The organism is Paenibacillus sp. FSL R7-0128, from assembly GCF_038002245.1.
In the GTDB taxonomy this organism is placed as follows: Bacteria; Bacillota; Bacilli; order Paenibacillales; family Paenibacillaceae; genus Paenibacillus_AQ; species Paenibacillus_AQ silagei.
Genome location: NZ_JBBOCD010000001.1, coordinates 784,077 through 803,478 on the forward strand (window position 1 = coordinate 784,077; position 19,402 = coordinate 803,478).

The following is a 19,402-nucleotide window of genomic DNA, read 5'->3' on the forward strand; positions in this document are numbered from 1 at the left end:
CTTACTTTCCATCTTGTGAAAAGATCCCGACTACTTGTGCTGTCCACGCGACAGTCTTTTTCTTGTGCATTACCATTCATATAGAGACAATTGAATCCATAGCAAATAGCCCGCTTCTTGTTCTTAAGAAGCAGGCTCTATTTTTTTATTCTACGAATATTTCTACAATTAATCGGAATTAATAAAATTCAAATCCATGTTAGCTTCATCTTCAGCCTGATTTGCAGCCTCTGCTGACACTACTTTTCCTTCGTATTCAAGGTTACTGCTTGTCAAATTGAATACATATAGACGATTACCTTTGAGATTCTTATAACCCACAATATAGAGATGGTCTTGTTTAAACTGATAGGTAATGTTTTTACTTAAATCTATATTTGTATTCTTCAGAATAGTCTCATATTCTTTACTCACGAGATCGTATGAAATAACAGTGAATCCTATATTTTCCTTGCTCGATAGAGCTTTTTGCAGGAAATATATTTTCTGTCCATAGACGTTCATAATATTATTCAATAACATTTCATGTCCTTGGAATGTGAGTGGCGAGACTTGTCCTGTTTTCACATCCACTTGATATGCCTTTTTATGATTATCTTTACTAACACTTAAAATCCATTGATCCGTTTGTTCCAGGTTTTGATTGGCTAGCCTTACGAATTGATTATCCCCATTTGCTGCTACAGATGTAGCTCCTGGTAATATGAGCGGTTCATTCGTAATCTCCTGTGTTGTTAGATTTACACGGATAATCTGCGGTTCAGATACATAACCTTTGGCACTGTGACTCAAAGACACCAATGCAACAAGCTGTTGACCGAGAAGCTGTACATTTTGTACAAAGATATCTGAAACATCATGATCTACATGGATATCGGATCTGATTTCCTGCGTATTGTCCTTCTGTTTGTTAAGCACAGAAATACTGAGCTTAGCATTCTTCTTCGCTAATGGATCATTTGATTGCTGCTTATCTACAGTGGAATTCACATAAGCAAGGATATCCTGATTTTCATAGAACCCAGTTAAGATATTCTTCCCGCGCATAAATTGACGATGCTGATCTATCCATACATCCAATTGCGTTTTCACTGGTTCCCGGTTTAAGCTTTGGCTTATCTTTAACTTTTCATCTGGATATTCTGCACCATTTGTAGTGATGTAAGCTCGTCTGATGCCAAAAACGCTATCCTTAGTCATATAATTTCCGTATAATGTTATACCTTCAACGAGGGAAGCATCCCCTTGAACCGTCGTCAGCTTATAATTAGGTAGTATCTCTTGTGAAGCCCGTACATAATACGTCCCGATTGTAATAACCGCGAACACTACCAGAACGGCGGTAACCATATATTTTCTCATTCCTTAACCTCCATAGCCCTTCGATTATACCGATATTTTCTTGCGCAACAGATACAAGCTATACCAAAGCGAGCCTCCAGCAACGATCACTATTAATCCGAGACAAGTGCCCAGAATTTCTCCTGGATAGAAGTAGCTATCGTATCTGCTATAACCCATAACATAGGGGATTGAGGCTAATCCAGCTAGAAGCGCTAAGTATAGTACGATAAAGCCGATCCCTTTCAGTTTGTAGCTCCGCTCCATTAGAATCGCTGTGAACAAGACGATCAAACCAGTAATGCCCAGTCCATAGTATAGTACAAACTCAGAAAAGTAAGGTGGAACCAGAGCTTTAAGCACAGTAGAATACTTCAAATAATCAAATACCGAGATGTTCCGATATAATTCAGCAGGAAGAATCGACTGTGCAATCAAACGCTCCAGTGGAACAAGGATAATTTGCAGGGCGACAAGTCCAAATGCGAATAGCAAGATCGTAACCAGCTTGGCAAAATACAAATTCGCCCGATTGGAAGGCAACGTGAGCAGGCGATATACTATCGTATGTTTACCTCTCCAGTCACGGTACCAGATGAAGCAGCTATATAATAGCAACACTGTGATGCTCAAAAATATAGGTCCGAAATATAGAAGTCCATTATAGGTAGGGTACATCATACTGTTTAGCTGAATATATCCAGTCACATTGTGATATTGCTCAAGGGTCCATTGATTCACTCTCATTGCCTCGTTCGCAGAATCCATCCAACGATTAGCGCCGATGGTGACTGCTGCAAGCTGCATAGCAACTGTCAGCACCATGAGTCCAAAATATATTTTGGCAAATCGGTTCATTTCAAAATTCAATAGCTTCACAAAAGCTCTCATTGCATGTACACCTCTCTCATTACGTCCGTAATGGACTTACCTTCCTGCTCGCGAACTTCTTCACAGTAGAATTCACGTTCTACCTTCCCATGCTGCAGCAAGACCGCTTTATCAATTAAATGCTCAATATCGTTAATTTCATGAGTTGTAATAATCACACCACGATCCTCGATCAATTCACTCGTGAACACAGCAGTAATTTGCTCGCGGCTGAATATATCAATCCCTGAGAACGGTTCGTCCATTAGGATGTAATCACAATCCAAGGCAAGTCCGAGCACCAAATTTAACTTCGCAGCCATCCCCTTCGACAATGAAGACACGCGATCTTTAGAGCTCAGTTGGAAGAACTTAAGCAATTCCTTTGCACGTTCAGCGTTCCAATTCCGATAAAAGTCAGCCATAAAGCTGAAGCAATCCGCAATTCGCATTTTGGAGGGCATCGTTAACGAATCTGGAATAAAAGTCATTTTCTCATACATCGCAGGTGTTAGTGATGCATTATCGATTAAGACTTCACCTTTGTATGGTGTTAGTCCCATGATGGACTTCAGCACCGTTGACTTTCCGGCACCATTGATTCCGATCAGGCAGGTGATCTCTCCCTTGGCAGCAGTGAAGCTAACGCCATTTAGTACCTTCTTGAATCCATAACTCTTCACCATCTGATTCACTTGGATCATCTTGTATCACCACCTTCTGGAGATAATTTTCGCTCGGATGTGTATTTTGTCTTTATGATATCTACCAGTTCTTCAACTGGAATTTGAATATTCCGAATGGAGCCGATGAATATATCCACTGCACTTTCGATTAATTCAGCACGAATCGAGCTTAGTATTTGCTGATCCTGTGTAATTCGACTTGGGGAATTTCCCTCTGTTACGATCAAACGCTGTTCCTCCATTTCCTTATATGCCTTCTGCGCCGTGTTCGCATTAATCTTCATTATTGATGCCAGTTCACGCCGTGAAGGAATTTGGTCTCCCGCTCCGATTTGCCCTGTGGCGATCTGTTCCTTGAAATGACGTACTACTTGAATATATACCGGCTCACGAATATTAAAGCTGACGCCTGATTTCTGTTCTTCTGTCATACAACCAACTCCATATGGTAAGTGTGTGTACTAAGTGGTTCATACATCTTATGTGTGTACTATACGTGTAATACACTTTTGTGTCAATAGATTAATTTGAGCACGGGCACCAAAAGGATTATTAATAGTAGAGTACGAACATCCGTGCTACAATACTCTCTGTGAATATATGGAAGGTGGTGGAGCAGTGACTGCAAGACGATGGGTGATGACGTTCATACGGATGCACAAGCTGGTATTTGTATGCGGTTTCCTGGTAACTACGGTAATGACCCTGGTGAATCTGATATATCCGTTCCTGGGCGGACGGCTGATTAATATCGCTTTTTATGACCAGGATCTGAAGGCCTTCCTGAAGCTGTGCCTGATCTATGCCGGCATTCTCCTGTTCAATCAGTTCATTGTGGCAACGCTTAATAATCTGATCTCCTCCCAGCTGATGACGGGGTTCGTGTTCGATATCCGGCGGGCGCTATTCCGCAAGATTCTGCATCAGAAGGGGAAGGATCTCTCCGGGATGTACAGCGGCGACCTGATCAGCAGGATGAACCGCGATGCCAAGGACATTATGAATCTCCTCTTCTGGAGCGGACTGTGGGGGTATTCCAATCTGCTGCATATTGTGTTCGCCGTGGGCTTCATGTTCTATTATCATGTCCTGCTGGGCGTGTTCACGGTTGTGCTGGTTCCTGTGGTGTTCATGGCCTCGAGATATTTCAAGCAGAGAGCGCTCCGGGTCAACCGGGATCTGGCGGCAGAGCAGGGCAGGCTGTCCTCGTACTTATTTGAAATTGTGGCCAATATGCGGGAGATCAAGCTGCTGAATGCCGGGAGGCTGGTAACCCGTACCTTTCTCAGGCGGACAGTCTCTATCCATCACAAGCATGTGGACAATGGAAGAATCGAAGTAACCACCGAGCGGGTGAACGCATTTATCACGCTTGCTGCACAACTGCTGCTGTTCATCATTTGTGCCCGGCTGATTGTGAAGGGGCAGATGCAGCTTGGTGTTTTTGTGGCTGCCGCCAGCTATTTCAATATGGCTGTGACTTACTTCAGCTCGATGAGCGGCAAGATTACCGATACCTGGGGGCAGTCGGTGTCCTTACAGCGTGTTGCGCAGCTCCTGAATGAGCAGGAGGAGGACTATAGAGAAGCGCTTCTGCCCACACTGATTAAGGAGGGGACGATTGAATTTCGTAATGTCAGCTTCGGATATACGGAAGAGAGGCGGGTGCTGGACGGGTTCAATCTCCGTGTGGAGGGAGGGAGCACCGTGGGCATTGCCGGAAGGAGCGGAGCCGGGAAAACAACGCTAGGAAGCCTGCTCTGTAGCCTCTATCCCGTTGACGGCGGCGAGCTGCTGATCGATGGCCGCAATGTGAACGAATATAACCTGCACAGCTTGCGGAGTCAGGTGGGCGTGGTTCATCAGGAGACGGTTCTGTACGATAACACGCTGCGGTATAATCTCTCTTTTACGAATAACCGTGATCGGGACAGCCTGTTACTCGAAGCACTTAAGAGAGCTGCGCTGCATGAGCTGGTCCAGAATCTCCCGGAGGGGCTGGACACAGTGCTGGGGACTTCCGGGCAGGAATTATCGGGCGGCCAAAAGCAGCGTCTGGCTATTGCACGAATCCTGGTCAAGAACCCAAAAATTCTGGTGTTCGATGAAGCGACTTCGTCCCTCGACAGCAAGAATGAGGCGCTGATCCGGCAGATGACTGGTGAGCTTGCGCAAGACCGGACGCTGATCATCATCGCCCATCGGCTGTCCACGCTTAGAGGCTGTGACCGGATTGCAGTGCTGGAGGATGGCCGGATCACAGGCTACGATACTCACGACGTGCTGATCAGAAGCAACAAAACGTATATAGATCTATTCAGCGAACAGCGTGCAGGAGGCGAAGCGGTATGACTATGACAAGATGGGCCGCCTATAAAGCGCTGACTCAGGGAATTGAAGGTGTCCGTAAGCCGCTGCTGGCGCTCGTGCTGTTCAAGCTGTGGAATCTGGTCTGCGGACTGCTTCCGTTATTCCTGTACTCTCTGCTCGTCAACCGCGTGCTGGTGGAGAAGCACCTGAGTGGGCTATGGCCGGTTATCGCGGGTTATCTGGGAGTATTCGTGCTTACGACGGCCGGGATTGCGGTCAGCAAGCGCTACTCCAACCAGCTGCTTCTGAAGTATGACCTCAGGCTTAAGCGCAAACTGCTGAATAGAGTGAACAGCCTGGATTATGAGGAGTATAGCGGGTACAGCATTGGTGATCTGAAAAGCCGGATCGAGCAGGATTCAGCCGTAGCCGGGCGGTTCTTCACGGTTCATCTGTTAGATTTCAGCTACGCTGTCCTGTATGCTGCTGCGCTGGCTGCGATTCTTGTAAGCTATGACTGGCGGATCGCCCTCCTCAGCTTCGTCTTCGTTCCGGTCTCCCTGCTGACCGTGAATCTCCTGGGTGAGAAAACGAGGAAGGCGGGGGAGGAGCTATGGAGGCTGCAGAACGGGTACGAATCTTTTTTACATGCGAGTCTGCAGAACTGGAAGGATATTAAGACCAACAATCTGGAGGAGGCCCAGCTTGAGGAATTGAACGGGCATTATGCAGCTATCCGTCCGGTGTGGTTCCGCAGCCAGCTCTATCAGCACCTGGGCGTTACGTATTCGTATTTCACCAAGAACTTCATTACCCAGCTGTTCATCTATTTCATTGGCGGACTTTTCGTGATTAAAGGCTACTCGGAGGTCGGAGTCCTGCTGGTGTTCATCAGCTTCTATGGGCAGTTCTTCGGGTTCATCGAGACGATCAGCAATGGCCTGATGAATTACAAGAATGATTCGGTGAATATCAGTAAAGTGATCGGACTGTTGCAGGCAGAGGCGGACCAGCGGCCTTACAAACGCATTAGCGGACAAAAGATTGAGGTTCGGAATTTGCGGTTCCGCTATGAGGGGAAGGATGCCTTCGCACTGGACGGGATTTCGTTCTCGGTGGGGAAGGGGGAACATCTAGCCATCGTAGGGCAGAGCGGCAGCGGCAAGTCTACTCTTGCCAGACTGTTGACCGGACAGATGAAGCCTCAGGGCGGGAGCGTCCGCATCGGAGGTACGGATCTGTATGCGGTGAACAGCGGGAGTGCGGCGGCCAAGGTAAGCATTGTGGTGCAGGAGCCTGTTCTGTTCAATATGACGATCCGGGAGAACCTGCTGCTGGCGGGGGACGGGGCAACGGAAGCAGAGCTGATTGCCTGCTGCCGCAGCGCCAATATCTATGACTATATTGCATCCTTGGAGGAAGGGCTGGATACGGTTATCGGGGAGAAGGGGGTGAAGCTCTCCGGGGGCCAGAAGCAGCGGCTGTCGATTGCGCGGGCGCTGCTGCAGAAGCGGGACATTATTATTTTCGATGAAAGTACAAGCGCCCTGGACCCTGAGAATGAGAGCGGCATTAGGAATGAGCTGAAGCGTCTGTCTGCCGGAACTACCATGATCTCGATTGCGCACCGTCTTTCTACAATTCAAGACTGTGACAAGGTGCTGGTACTGCAAGCCGGGAAGGTGGCAGCCTGCGATACCCATGCTAACCTGCGTGGCCGGAATGAAGCCTATGATCTGCTGTTCCACAGCCAATACGCCGCCTTAAGCCATACCACAGAACTTGTTCATTGACGGCGTCTCCGCCCGGTAATATATTAAAATTAAGATTAACTATGTCCGTGACAGACTGTAGAGGAGAAGAGAAATGAGCCCGACCCATGTATGGATACCTGTCGTATTTTATTGGCTGCCGATGCTCTTCTTTTTCTACATGGGAATGGATGTGCTGCTGCGCAACCCGCGGCAGATTGAACATCGTCTGGTAAGCGCTACAATTCTGTGCTATTTCCTGATGTTCCTGGAGGAGTACTTCCGGTATATGCTGCCCATGGAATATAGTCCGCTGCTGGCTGCGGTCTGGTTCGCCAATGTCGGTATCCTTATTCCAGGGTTGGGGTTCCATCTGATTGCCCGGTTAATCGGCTTACATAAGCGGATGTCCCGGCCATGGTACCCCTATCTGTTCCATATCCTAACGCTGGCGATCCCGGCGGGACTCATTGGTCAACGTTCCTATACCTCCGTCCAGCTGTTCATGGTATCCGGGGTCTGGAAATGGCCGATAGCCAATGCAGCCTACTACGGGACCTTAACGGCAAGTCTGCTGCTTAGCTTCATTCCCATCGTCATGCTGCGAAGTGCGCGCAAGTGGAGTGCCGCCGATCCTGATTATCAGGAGCATGGCGGTATCTTCAAGCTGCTGGAGTATGGCTCCTGGGTGACATTCCTCTGGGTAGCGGTGTTCGGCTATTTCCGCTTCAATGAAATGCTGCCGCCTTATACGTATATCTACGGAGGACTGATCTGGTGCTTCGTTCTTCGGCTGTCCATGCAGCGGTATGAGTTCCTTAATCATGCGGGACAGCGCTACAAGAAGATGTTCCAGATCAATTCACAGGCTGCGCTGCTCGTCTCGTTGTCAGGCAGCATTAAGGAAGCGAATCCGAGTGCCGGTAAGATGTTTGGCCGTCTGAACCTGGGGAAGGCTAACCTTACCGATCTGGGCGGTGCAGAGATCGTGGCGAAGCTTGAGGCACAGGACGATATCGGTGAGCTGGAAATGGTTCTGCATAACGGGGAGAGTCCGGTCGAGGTGATGATTAACGGAGATTACGTGACCGTGGATCATGAGATCCATGCGGTGCTGCTCATCCGGGACATCCGGCTGCGCAATCAGCATGTGCGGCAGATTGCCTTCATGGCCTACCATGATCCGCTGACAGGGCTGCCGAACCGCAGGCAATTCTATGATAAGCTGGAGGAGACTCTTGCAGAAGCAGAGCGCAGCGGCGGGGAAGTAGCCATCCTCCTACTTGATCTCGACCGGTTCAAGCAGGTGAACGACCGCTGGGGTCATGAGGCCGGGGACCAGATGTTATGCAAGGTAGCGGGCATGATCCATCAGCTGGTTCAGCCTGACGGGCTGGCGGCCCGCTTCGGTGGTGACGAATTCGTGCTGTTCTGCCCCGTGGGCGGGGACGGGCTGACCGCCGCAGAGCTGGAGCACCGGCTGCTGGCGGCGGCTGCACAGGCCACGCTGGATTATGAAGGCGAAGAGCTGAAGATCGATATGAGCATCGGCATCAGCTTGTATCCGCAGGACGGAACGGCTCCGGATGCTCTTTTGCGCCAAGCCGACAAGCGGATGTATGCGATCAAGCGGGGAGAGGCGGAGGGAAATCATGAGATTTGAGATTGGCGGGGGGATGGATTTAATTGAGGAGACTGTGCGGCAATTCCTGTCTGATAAGGCAAAGGTCCTTGATGTCGAGAGCACCCGATTGCATTCGGGCTATCAGGCGGTGGATTTATTCCGGCACCGGATTCTCGTGGAGAGTGAAGGCAGGCAAGAGTATAGCTCTGTGATTACCAAAATGGCGAATGGAATTGAACGCCGGGTAATGAACCGGTTATTGGATCAGGGGGCTAATGTCCCTTTTAATAGAGCGGGTAATCTGGATTCGGACCATCGGGTGCTCCTATGTATTCAGGACGTAGATTATAAGACGAATTATCAGAATCTGGATATCGGGATGCTTCAGCACAAGGAAATGCAGGCGCTGGCTTATATTCATAACCGAAATCGCGGATTGCAGGAGGAGTTATCCTGGCTCCCTAGGGTTAGCCGTACATACATAGAGAATATAATTCATGGAGTATGGCGACCCGCATGGGAAGCGGCCAAGCACAATGAACGGTTCGTGGAGACCTTCGGGACGTATATGTCTGAGGTCGATACCGTATCGGGGAAAATCGTGGATGAGCTCGAAGCCGTCTGGAAGGATGAGACCACTCACACGCTTATACATAATGATCTGAATCCCGGAAATGTACTGGTACACAATAATGATGACGTCATGTTCATTGACTGGGAAGAAGCGAGGTACGGTTCCCTGTTCCTCGACATCCCTATGCGGTTTGACCGGTCTCAAGCTGGAGAATACCGTGAAGTGCTGGCTTCGCTGGGATGGGTGCTTCCTGCAGATACGTTCGGGCAGAGCTATAGAGCTGCTTCATGGTATCTTGGCCTGCGTTATATGACTTGGAGCTTGGGGGCCTGGCTAAGGGACCCTGGTACTGAGGCGGGGCTGCGGCGGTATTTGGATATGGTTACAGCCATATAACTACGATCACTGGATGGAATACTGAACTAGCGAAGGTTAATGCCTATCGTTTATACTGATACAACCAATTCATTTCATAGGAGCTGTGTTCCAAGCCATGATTAAGAAAGAAGCCGCACATATACGCAAGCAGTTCAAGATGGACCATGATCAGCTGAATCTGTACGATATTCTGAATGTCTATATTATGAAAGAAACGAATGAAATCTACCACTTCGAACGCCAGCCGTTCGCCATGCTGGAACGCGAGAAGCAGGAGCTGTATATGAGTAACTTCCGGAAGCTGCTGACGGGCGAGCTGGACCAGAAGCTGTTCGAGCTGAAGTTCCTGGAGGAAGCAGAGGAGCCGTCGCAGGTGATGCTGCACCAGGGGCTGATAACCGGTGACCCGGAGGAGTGGCAGGACCTGATGCTTATGCTGGTGGACAAAATGCTGGTGGATGCCAAGTATGAGAAGGATGCGGTCATCACCTTCGTGCGGGGACAATACTTCCGGCCGACCAAGGCGCGTAATGATGAGGCCGAGGAGACCGGGAAGGACGAGGTATTCGCGCATCCGTTCATTCTGTGCAGCGTGAATTCCACGGAGCAGCAGCGTAAGACGCTTTTGTTCGATTATGTGGAGCGGGAGTTCAAATACAATATCATGGTGGATCCCATCATCAAGCTCAGCACGCCGGAGCAGGGCTTCTTCTACCCGAGTGTGACCGACAACTATTCGGATATCAACCGGGTGCTGTACTGCACGGGAAGCGCGAATAATCCAAACCCGCAGTTCATCGAGCAGGTGCTGAATGCGGAGCGGTCGGTGACGGCTCTGGAGGAACGGTCTATTTTTGAGGATATCGTGAAGGAAGTGGCGGGCGAGCAGATCGATGTGGCGACGATTGCCCAGGTATACGAGGAGATTCATCAAGTGATTGAGGACAACGCGGAGGAGGAAGAGCCGCCAAGACTTGATTACCGCGATGTGGAGCGTGTGCTGAAGGCCAGCGGTGTGGAGGATGTGACGGCGGAGAAGGTGGAGCGCGCATTCGAGACCATCGTGGACAATAAGCACTATGAGCTGAAGGCCAGCAGTGTCATCCCTAAGTTCACCTCCAAGTCGATCAAGATCGATACGAAGGTTGCTTCCATCACGATCAGCCCGCAGGACCTGAGATATGTGCGGCAGGTGAATTACCAGGGCAAGCGTTGCATCATGATTGAGATTGATGAGGATGCGGTGATCGAAGGCTTCACGCTGCTGACGGAGAACTTATCCTAATCTGGAATGATGTATATTGAAAAAGGGCTATCCCGATGTCTCCTTACGAGAGCGGGAAGCCCTTTATGTGTAGGGCCGGTACGAGTGCGCACGGCCCAATGCCAACAAACCTGCCTTTCAAGGCACAACGCCAGCATGAAAATGAGTAGCGAGAGTTTATCGCAGGTTGTACCAAACTTAATTTCACAGAAAAACAACCACAATTGGACCGGGTGCGCTGGGTAGGCGAAATGTAGTTGGAAAAGCGACTACAATTGGACCGGGTGCGCCGCGAAGGCGGAATGTAGTCGGAAAAGCGACTACAATTGGACCGGGTGCGCTGGGTAGGCGAAATGTAGTCGGAAAAGCGACTACAATTGGACCGTGTGCGCTGGGTAGGCGAAATGTAATCGAAAAACCGACCACAATTGGACCGTGTGCGCTGGGTAGGCGAAATGTAATCGAAAAAGCGACTACAATTGGACCGGGTGCGCTAGGAAGAGCTCCCGTATTTCTCCCAGACCGCTGCATACTTCTTCTCCAAGATCGCCCAGCGCTTCTCGGCGCCGTATTTCGCTTGGAGCTGCTTCAGGTATTGCTCCGCAATCTCTGTATCCCCTGTATCCAGCAGGAACCCGAAGGTCTCCTCACTTAAATGCAGTGCTATCTTCGGCATATAGTATTCAATAATGGCCCTGGCATCGGTTAGGGTATACATGAATTGGAGCCCCTGATCCAAGTGGAGCAGCAGGTCTGCCGTGAACTTGTCCACATCTACCTCCGGAGTCAGGAAGTAGCGTTCCGGGGCGGCGGGGACGATGTTCCTGATCCGGACATAGAAGTGAGGCAAGCCCAGAGACGAAGCAGGCCTATATTGCGCAAGCTCTTCGGAATTAAGGCTGTAATTCACATAGAAGCTGAGTTCCTTGTGTGTATTGTACTTGAATTTCTGGATATTGATTTTATAGCTGAGTTGGCCTTCTGTTTTGTAGAAATTCAGATCCTTTGTACGATAGCCCTGTGCGGAGAAAAAAGGTTTGACATCCTGCTTGATGATCTGCTTGAACAATTCCTTCATATCTAACAATTCATTCATAGTAAGTAAATCCTCCTTCACCTGGGGTGATAATAGACTGCATATTATAACGTGTTGGCTAACAGCTATAATTGTACTATAAACAGGATCGCCTCAAATGACTTCATTCTGGGTAAATATAGGATAGGAGGCAGGAAAGGAGAATGCAGGAAGTGAAGAAGAACGTTAAGATTTTATTGTTTTTCTTTGGGTTTGCGGCTGTGATGGTGCTGCTGTTCGGATGGGGGCTGCCGGTAGTTTTTCAATTATTCCTACATAACGATTACATAAGAAGTCTGACTTTGCTGGTTGTGTTCAGTATGGTGGTGTTAGTCAAAAGGTTGAATTGGTCCACTTATTTGGTCTTTGCCATCGCCCTCTTCTCGTTCTTGGGCATGATGATCGACACGGCCGGGAACCCCATAACCAACAAGCCGCTGGAATGGATCGTCTCTCCTATAGGTCAATTGCAGCTGGACCAGGATGTCAATAATTATGCGCCAGGCCAGTACGTGATTTCGGATAAATTCTCCATTCTGAAGCCGGGCGAGGAGACGGTCATGCTAAGGACCGTATGGTTGTACTTGTACCGGTGCGCCCAGTATTTGGTGCTCTATTCGATTGTAGGTACTTTGCTTGCAGCAATCCGGGGGAATAAGCCAGAACGCTGGCCGGTGCCTGCCGCGACGGTAGACGAGGCGTTGACGCCGGAGATGGAGCAGCGGGTAGCGGCTGAACTGAAGCGCCGGGAGGCAGCAGGCACTACACTGAAGGTCGTTCCCGAAGAGGTCCGGGAGCATGTCCGGCAGTTAAAAAAGGATGGACAGCTCATTTTGGCCATCAAGCTGGTCCGCCAGCATACCGATCTTCCCCTTGGAGATGCCAAGCGGTATGTGGAAGAAATGTAGAGGAGATTTATCAGTCCGTTCTGTTCAATCGACAGAGCGGGCTTTTTTTGCGCGCATTTTCGTCTTTTTAAATTATACAAGGACTTAAAGCGCACTTATTGACGATATGACTGATATTTATTTGTCGAATTTGTTAACTTTAGCGCGAAAAATGTCGATAAACCATTATGGAAAACTAATGCTTGCTAATGCCGGGCATGTGCAGAGTGTGTGCAGCATGTTCAGAGGTTTACGGAAGCGTTATCAATATTATGGAAATGTTCATTCGACAAGGAGGAAAGCGATGTTTAAGAAAATGGGCAAAATCGGGCTGGCTGTGGTATTGGTGATCGGACTGCTGCCCATGATGTCACTCCGTGCTTATGCGGCGGTACCGTCATTTAATGAAGCGGCTGATTTTGTAATTGAGCCTCCGGTTACGTATTCGGCGGGCAAGAATCTGGCAGATGCGAAGGGTCTACAGGATGGAAGTACGGCGGTTCTGCTGAATTCATTCGTCTATCAGGGGAATTCTTACACAGCCTCTAATTTCTTAAGGGTCTTTAACAGCACAGGAACGCTTATAACGGACGTTAACCTGGGCAGCCTGATGGACACCTATTACAAAATGACGTATGTGAGCATGCTTGCGCTCAATAACGGCAATCTGCTGATTATGTACAGTAAAAGCGACTCCAGCGAATACAACCTGCAACTGGGCACAGTTACTGAGAGTACGCCGAATGCCTATTTCATGGTGCTGGATAAGAACGGCCAGAAGGTGACCGGCCAGACCCGGCTGAACACCTTCAGTGCGGCCAGTCTGCCGCAGCTCACGCGCTTTATCTCTGCGGCGGAGCTGTCTAACGGCGATATCGCTTTTTCCTGGCAACGAAATGATAATAAAAGCACGGTTACCCGTGTCTTCACTGCTGCGGGCGTACCAGTGTCAAGCGAAACCCTGCTGGTAGATGCTAATGCGAGCATGTCCTACGTAGCCGCTGGTGATGGCGTGTATATGGCTGCGTATAATTCAGGACCCTCGAATGATAATATCTATCTGCAGTTATTCAATAACAACGGAACCTCCATAACCACCATTAATATTGGGGCGAGAACGAATGAGAAACAGCTGTATCTGTCTACGCTGAGCAACGGGAATTTCATGTTCAGTCAATACAGCTGGCAAACCGGAATCACCAGTGTCTCCTTATATGACAATGCGGGTGTAAGCCAAGGCGGATTCAACGTAAATGGTTCGCTGGGCGAGGCAGCTGCCGCAGTCTACAAGAAAGGCGCGATGCCGGGATTCGTAACGGTTAGTACGGACCCTTTGTCCAATAAAGCCATCGATGATGCCTACAATTACGGTACAGAATGGTCTGGAACCCAGTACGCTTACTTGAATTACTATGACAATGACGGGACCCTGCTGTATACAACGGATCAGCCGGTGGATTCCGCACCTGCTGTATTCCAGGGATACAATGAAGACACCTGGATGTTCAATGTGGAATATTATCCGAAGTTTGCCGTATATCCGGCCTTCGGCGACAAGATCGTTTTCATCACAACAGATAATACAGACGCCAGTCATTTCAGAGTAACCGGCAAGCTGTTTAACAGGGAGGCCTTAACTCCGGTTGTGCTGCAATCGGCTGTAGCGGACGGTGTGCCAGGAACCACAACTTCAACGAAGATTGATCTGACCTTCGATGCTGCGATTGCCGGACTGACGGCAGATGATATCACGATTACAGATGTTACAGGCTCTGCGGTAAAAGGGTCCTTAAGCGGGTCGGGAACCGCTTGGAGCCTAGCGCTTACTTCAGTCACCGGCGAGGGCGATGTGTCCGTGGCTGTGAATTCGCCAAGCGGATACACGGTTAGCGGTTCGCCGCAGACGGCAACTGTATCGCTGTTCAAGCCAGCGCTGGAGCCGACTCCGGCAGCGGTGATCGATTATGAAGCCGAGCAGCTGAGCGGTCTGACGGCGAATGGTACGTATACCGTGAACGGTACAGCGGTAACGGCGAGCGCAGCTGGTACGCTTGCGCTGGAGCAAAGCTGGCTGGGAGAGTCCCTGAGTATTGTGAAGCAGGGGAATGCTTCGACAACCGTAGATAGTGCAGCGCAAATGCTGAGCATTCCCTCCCGTCCAGCGGCACCTACAGGTGTGACGGCAACGGATGAACTGGCGATAGAGGCGAACAACGGTAAGCTTGAGAATGTAACTTCAGCGATGGAGTACAAGCTAAGTACCGGGGGAGTATGGACAGATGTGACCGGTACAGCAGTGACGGGACTGGCTCCGGGGACGTACGAGGTCCGTGTGAAGTTGACGGCGTCGTCTTTTGTATCGGAAGCGCATAGTGTAACGGTGAATGCTTATGTGCCATTAGCAGAGCCAACCCCGGAAGCGGTGATCGATTATGGGACCGAGCAACTGAGCGGTCTGACGGCGAATGGCACGTATACCGTGAACGGTACGGCGGTAACGGCGAGTGCGGCTGGCACGCTGGTGCTGGAGCAGAGCTGGCTGGGAGAGTCCCTGAGTATTGTGAAGCAGGGGAATGCTTCGACAACGGTAGATAGTGCGGCGCAGATGCTGAGCATTCCATCCCGTCCGGCGACACCAACAGGTGTGACGGCAACGGATGAAATGGGAATAGAGGTGAACAACGGTACACTTGAGAATGTAAATTCAGCGATGGAGTACAAGCTAAGTACCGGGGGAGTATGGACTGATGTGACCGGTACAACGGTGACGGGGCTTGCTCCGGGTACGTACGAGGTCCGTGTGAAATGGACGGCGTCGTCTTTTGCCTCGGAAGCGTATAGTGTTACGGTGAATGCGTATGTGCCAATGGTAGAGACAATCCCGGCAGCGGTGATTGACTATGAAGCCGAGCAGCTAAGCGGTCTGCTGGCGAATGGTCTCTATACGGTGAATGGCACGTTATCGATATACGCGGATGCGGCGGGCAAGCTGGCACTGGATAGCTCTTGGCTGGGAACCACTCTGAGCCTTGTGAAGCAGGGAAATGCGTCCACGACCATTGACAGTGCGGCGCAGACCGTGAGCATTCCTGTTCGTCCGGCAGCACCTGCTGGAGTTACGGCAACGGATGAGACGGCGATTAACGCGAAGAACGGTACGCTTACGAATGTGACTCCGGCCATGGAGTACAAGCAAGGTGCCGCAGGCGTGTGGACGGATGTGACGGGAACAACAGTGACGGGGCTGGCTCCGGGTACGTACTACGTCCAGACCAAGGCGACTTTGACGGCTTTTGCCTCGGTAGCACACATCGTGAATGTGGTAGCGTATGTAGCGATACCGGAAGCCACTCCAACAGCGGTCATTGACTACGAAGCTGAGCAGCTGAGCGGTCTGACTGCGAACGGTACGTATACACTGAATGGTTCGTTGACCGTAACAGCAGATGCAGACGGCAAGCTGGCGCTGGATAGCTCTTGGCTGGGCAGCTCCCTGAGCCTAGTGAAGCAGGGGAATGCATCGACAACCATAGATAGTGTGGCGCAGAACTTGACTATTCCTGCCCGTCCGGCAGCGCCTGCCGGAGTTGCGGCAACGGATGAGAAGGCGATTAACGCGAAGAACGGTACGCTCACGAATGTGACTACAGCCATGGAGTATAAAAAAGGTTCAGCAGGCGCATGGACAGATGTCACAGGCACTAGCGTAAGCGGGTTGGTCCCGGATACGTACTCTATCCGTACGAAGGGTACGGTGACAGCTTTTGCCTCGGAAGCACAAGTTGTAACGGTGAATGCCTACGTACCCACACTGGAAGCCACTCCAACAGCGGTCATTGACTACGAGGCTGAGCAGCTGAGCGGTCTGACTGCGAACGGTACGTATACACTGAATGGTTCGTTGACCGTAACAGCAGATGCAGACGGCAAGCTGGCACTGGATAACGGCTGGATGGGCAGCCCCCTGAGCCTAGTGAAGCAGGGGAATGCATCCACAACCATAGATAGTGCGGCGCAGAGCTTGACTATTCCTGCCCGTCCGGCAGCACCTGCGGATGTAGCTTCAACAGACGAAACGGCGATTCAAGCGAAGGATGGCACGCTCACGAATGTGACAACAGCCATGGAATACAGAAAAGGTACAGCAGGCGCATGGACAGATGTTACAGGCACCACCGTCACAGGCCTTGCACCAGGCGTCTATGAAGTCCGCACGAAGGCGACAGCAACGGCGTTCAGCTCAGCTGCGGTGGAAGTGACAGTGACCTCCTTTGCATCTGAGGCGGAAGTGACGCCTGCGGCGGTGATTGATTACACCGCTGAGCGATTGACAGGTCTGATTCCAGAAGGGGTATACACCTTAAATGGTACGGCTGTAACGGCCGCCACAGATGGAACGCTACTGCTAGACAGCAGCTGGCTGGGAACCACCCTGATTATCGTGAAGACGGGCGACGGGGTGACTACCACCGATAGTGATGCGCAAATGTTGAGTGTTCCCGCGCGTCAGGCCGCTCCAGTCGGAGTGAGTGTCACGGATGTGACCTATAACGGAGCCAATGACGGAACACTGCAGAATCTGACCGTCCAGATGGAATACCAGATTGGGGACACTGAGGCTTGGACAGAAGTTACAGACACTTCGCTTACCGGTCTTGCACCGGGCACGTATTATGTGCGGTTGAAGGCTACGTCAACGGACTTTGCTTCTGCTATTGCTCAGGTGACCGTGCATGACTCGGATGCCGTGATCCCAGCGGCTCCAGAAGTGGTAGCGGATGATCTGAACAATACGATTATGGGCCTGAACACTAGCATGGAATTCTCCTTGAATGAAGGACCCTTTGTACGTTATGACGGAACCAACTTGCCGGACCTGAGCGGCGAGCATACGGTGAAGGTACGGGTGGCGGCCAGCGGATCGGTTCCGGCGGGACCGGCAACTACGCTGACTTTTACAACGAATGTCTTGATCCCTGCCGGGGACTTGGGTGTGAGTGCCAGTGATCCGGGTGGTGCAGAGAGTAACGGCTATACACAAATCAAGGTTACCCCTGCACCGGCTGAAGGACATAAGCTGCTGTATAAGAACTTTGGTTCTGGCAGCATCATCGTGCCGAATGTGGGAGACCTTCTGACCGGATACACGCTTGTAGGCAGTGAAGGGCTGATTCCGGCAGCCAATGGGGATACGATTGGCATTGCTGAGGTAGATGCGGAAGGCATGGTGGTAAAATACGGCAGCGTCATTGCAGTAGTTGCGCTGACTACTCCGTTAACGCCAACTCCCGATCCGGTCAGCCCGGGCAGCGGAAGTAACCCGAACAGCGGGACCCCTTCCGGGAATGCGGCCAGTACGGTTACCGATGTGATTGTCCTTGTGAACGGCAAGGAGGAGAACGCGGGCAAAGCAACGACCACGATCTCCGGTAACCTTAGAACGACGACCATCGCGGTAGATCCGGCCAGATTGCAGGCGAAGCTGGATGCCGAGGGGAACGGCGCTGTAGTAACTATCCCGATGATGCTGGATTCGAATGTGATTGTCGGCGAATTGAGCGGCCAGATGATCAAGAATATGGAGAATGTGGCGGCCACCCTGGTGCTTCAGACCAGCAAGGGAAGCTATACGTTGCCTGCATCCGAGATTAACATCGGCGCATTGGCCGCAAGATTAGGTAACGGGGTTAAGCTGGAGGATATTACGCTGAGGATTACCATTGGAGATGCTTCGGCTGCCATGAATCAGGTGGTTACCGCTGCGGCAGTCAGAGGCGGCCTGACCCTTGCAGCGCCTATCCTGGATTTCACAGTTACTGCTTCTTTCGGAACCTCAACAGTAGAGGTGAGCCGGTTCAATGCATATGTATCGCGGACAGTAGCGCTTCCGCAGGGGATTAACCCGAACCGGCTTACAACAGGTATCGTTGTCGATCCGGATGGAACGGTGCGTCATGTACCAACCCGAATCATCCTGAAGGATGGTAAATATTACGCAGAGATCAACAGTCTGACGAACAGCACCTATTCGGTGGTCTGGCATCCGCTAAGCTTCAAGGACGTGGAACAGCATTGGGCGAAAAATGCAGTGAATGACATGGGCTCGCGTCTGGTCATTAACGGGGTGAACGAATCCACGTTCAGCCCGAACGCCGACATCACCCGTGCAGAATTCGCAGCAATCATCGTACGCGGTCTGGGCCTGAAGCTTGGAGAGGGAGCTGCGAAGTTCGCAGATGTTCCGGCGAGTAGCTGGTATGCAGCAGCAGTCGGGGCAGCCTCCGAGGCGGGTCTGATCAACGGCTTCGAGGACGGAACCTTCCGTCCCGGAGACCGTATCACACGCGAGCAGGCCATGAACATCATCGCTAAGGCGATGAAGCTGACCGGTCTCGCAGAACAGACCGGCATAGTGGACACCGCAGGTGTGCTTGCAGCCTTCACAGATGCAGGCCACACGGGAGCCTGGGCGAAGGATAGTCTGGCGCTCGCAGCATCCGCTGGCTTAATCAGCGGCCGCAGCGGCAGTAAGCTGGAGGCCAAAGCCAACGTTACCCGCGCAGAAGTGGCGGTGCTGATCCAGCGTCTGCTCCAGAAGTCGAAGCTGATTGATTAACGGTATAAACTATACTATGTAAACTA

General features: G+C 50.9%; 12 protein-coding genes. 7 read left to right on the forward strand and 5 right to left on the reverse strand.

Annotated elements, in window-relative coordinates:
• Window positions 1-168 precede the first annotated feature (168 nt).
• From NST26_RS03250 to NST26_RS03265, 4 genes are read right to left on the reverse strand one after another with little or no spacing between them, the layout of a single operon-like run.
• On the reverse strand, window positions 169-1,362 hold the full coding sequence (locus tag NST26_RS03250) for a hypothetical protein (protein ID WP_340978500.1): 1,194 nt from the start codon (window positions 1,360-1,362) through the stop codon (window positions 169-171).
• A gap of 24 nt (window positions 1,363-1,386) precedes the next feature.
• Entirely contained in the window at window positions 1,387-2,232 is an 846-nt protein-coding gene (locus tag NST26_RS03255) for a hypothetical protein (protein WP_340978501.1), read from the reverse strand.
• The gene (locus NST26_RS03260) at window positions 2,229-2,915 is read right to left on the reverse strand and encodes an ABC transporter ATP-binding protein (protein WP_340978503.1); all 687 of its coding nucleotides are present in this window, start codon (window positions 2,913-2,915) and stop codon (window positions 2,229-2,231) included. Before NST26_RS03260 ends, NST26_RS03255 begins: the two co-directional genes overlap by 4 nt.
• Complete coding sequence (locus NST26_RS03265) at window positions 2,912-3,328, reverse strand: GntR family transcriptional regulator (protein ID WP_340978504.1); 417 nt, start codon at window positions 3,326-3,328, stop codon at window positions 2,912-2,914. The genes NST26_RS03260 and NST26_RS03265 overlap by 4 nt, the downstream gene beginning before the upstream one ends.
• 187 nt (window positions 3,329-3,515) lie before the next feature.
• Here NST26_RS03265 and NST26_RS03270 point away from each other — a divergent pair, with 187 nt between their 5' ends.
• From NST26_RS03270 to NST26_RS03290, 5 genes are all read left to right on the forward strand, one after another.
• Window positions 3,516-5,249, forward strand: a complete 1,734-nt coding sequence (locus tag NST26_RS03270) for an ABC transporter ATP-binding protein (protein WP_340978505.1) — start codon at window positions 3,516-3,518, stop codon at window positions 5,247-5,249.
• The gene (locus tag NST26_RS03275) at window positions 5,246-7,000 is read left to right on the forward strand and encodes an ABC transporter ATP-binding protein (RefSeq protein WP_340978506.1); all 1,755 of its coding nucleotides are present in this window, start codon (window positions 5,246-5,248) and stop codon (window positions 6,998-7,000) included. Before NST26_RS03270 ends, NST26_RS03275 begins: the two co-directional genes overlap by 4 nt.
• 73 nt (window positions 7,001-7,073) lie before the next feature.
• Window positions 7,074-8,621, forward strand: coding sequence for a GGDEF domain-containing protein (locus NST26_RS03280; protein ID WP_340978507.1), 1,548 nt, complete (start codon window positions 7,074-7,076; stop codon window positions 8,619-8,621).
• On the forward strand, window positions 8,611-9,552 hold the full coding sequence (locus NST26_RS03285) for a phosphotransferase family protein (protein ID WP_340978508.1): 942 nt from the start codon (window positions 8,611-8,613) through the stop codon (window positions 9,550-9,552). The genes NST26_RS03280 and NST26_RS03285 overlap by 11 nt, the downstream gene beginning before the upstream one ends.
• Before the next feature lie 97 nt (window positions 9,553-9,649).
• Window positions 9,650-10,819 carry a DUF4317 domain-containing protein gene (locus NST26_RS03290; protein WP_036730773.1) on the forward strand — a complete coding sequence of 390 codons (1,170 nt, stop codon included), beginning with the start codon at window positions 9,650-9,652 and terminating at the stop codon, window positions 10,817-10,819.
• Between the two features lie 472 nt (window positions 10,820-11,291).
• Here the strand turns inward: NST26_RS03290 and NST26_RS03295 are convergent, their stop codons facing one another.
• A complete protein-coding gene (locus NST26_RS03295) occupies window positions 11,292-11,894 on the reverse strand; it encodes a DUF4304 domain-containing protein (protein ID WP_340978509.1) in 603 nt (200 codons plus the stop codon).
• Between the two features lie 152 nt (window positions 11,895-12,046).
• Between NST26_RS03295 and NST26_RS03300 the strand changes: the two genes are divergently transcribed.
• On the forward strand, window positions 12,047-12,781 hold the full coding sequence (locus NST26_RS03300; RefSeq protein ID WP_340978510.1) for a hypothetical protein: 735 nt from the start codon (window positions 12,047-12,049) through the stop codon (window positions 12,779-12,781).
• A gap of 283 nt (window positions 12,782-13,064) precedes the next feature.
• Window positions 13,065-19,376 (forward strand): S-layer homology domain-containing protein, encoded by a 6,312-nt coding sequence (locus tag NST26_RS03305; RefSeq protein ID WP_340978512.1) that lies wholly within the window; start codon window positions 13,065-13,067, stop codon window positions 19,374-19,376.
• Window positions 19,377-19,402: the final 26 nt, after the last annotated feature.

Bases quoted from the DNA above. Each gene is read 5' to 3' on its own strand.
- NST26_RS03250 (WP_340978500.1), bottom strand. From the start codon at position 1,362: ATGAGAAAATATATGGTTACCGCCGTTCTGGTAGTGTTCGCGGTTATT.
- NST26_RS03255 (WP_340978501.1), bottom strand. From the start codon at position 2,232: ATGAGAGCTTTTGTGAAGCTATTGAATTTTGAAATGAACCGATTTGCC.
- NST26_RS03260 (WP_340978503.1), bottom strand. From the start codon at position 2,915: ATGATCCAAGTGAATCAGATGGTGAAGAGTTATGGATTCAAGAAGGTA.
- NST26_RS03265 (WP_340978504.1), bottom strand. From the start codon at position 3,328: ATGACAGAAGAACAGAAATCAGGCGTCAGCTTTAATATTCGTGAGCCG.
- NST26_RS03275 (WP_340978506.1), top strand. From the start codon at position 5,246: ATGACTATGACAAGATGGGCCGCCTATAAAGCGCTGACTCAGGGAATT.
- NST26_RS03280 (WP_340978507.1), top strand. From the start codon at position 7,074: ATGAGCCCGACCCATGTATGGATACCTGTCGTATTTTATTGGCTGCCG.
- NST26_RS03285 (WP_340978508.1), top strand. From the start codon at position 8,611: ATGAGATTTGAGATTGGCGGGGGGATGGATTTAATTGAGGAGACTGTG.
- NST26_RS03290 (WP_036730773.1), top strand. From the start codon at position 9,650: ATGATTAAGAAAGAAGCCGCACATATACGCAAGCAGTTCAAGATGGAC.
- NST26_RS03295 (WP_340978509.1), bottom strand. From the start codon at position 11,894: ATGAATGAATTGTTAGATATGAAGGAATTGTTCAAGCAGATCATCAAG.
- NST26_RS03305 (WP_340978512.1), top strand. From the start codon at position 13,065: ATGTTTAAGAAAATGGGCAAAATCGGGCTGGCTGTGGTATTGGTGATC.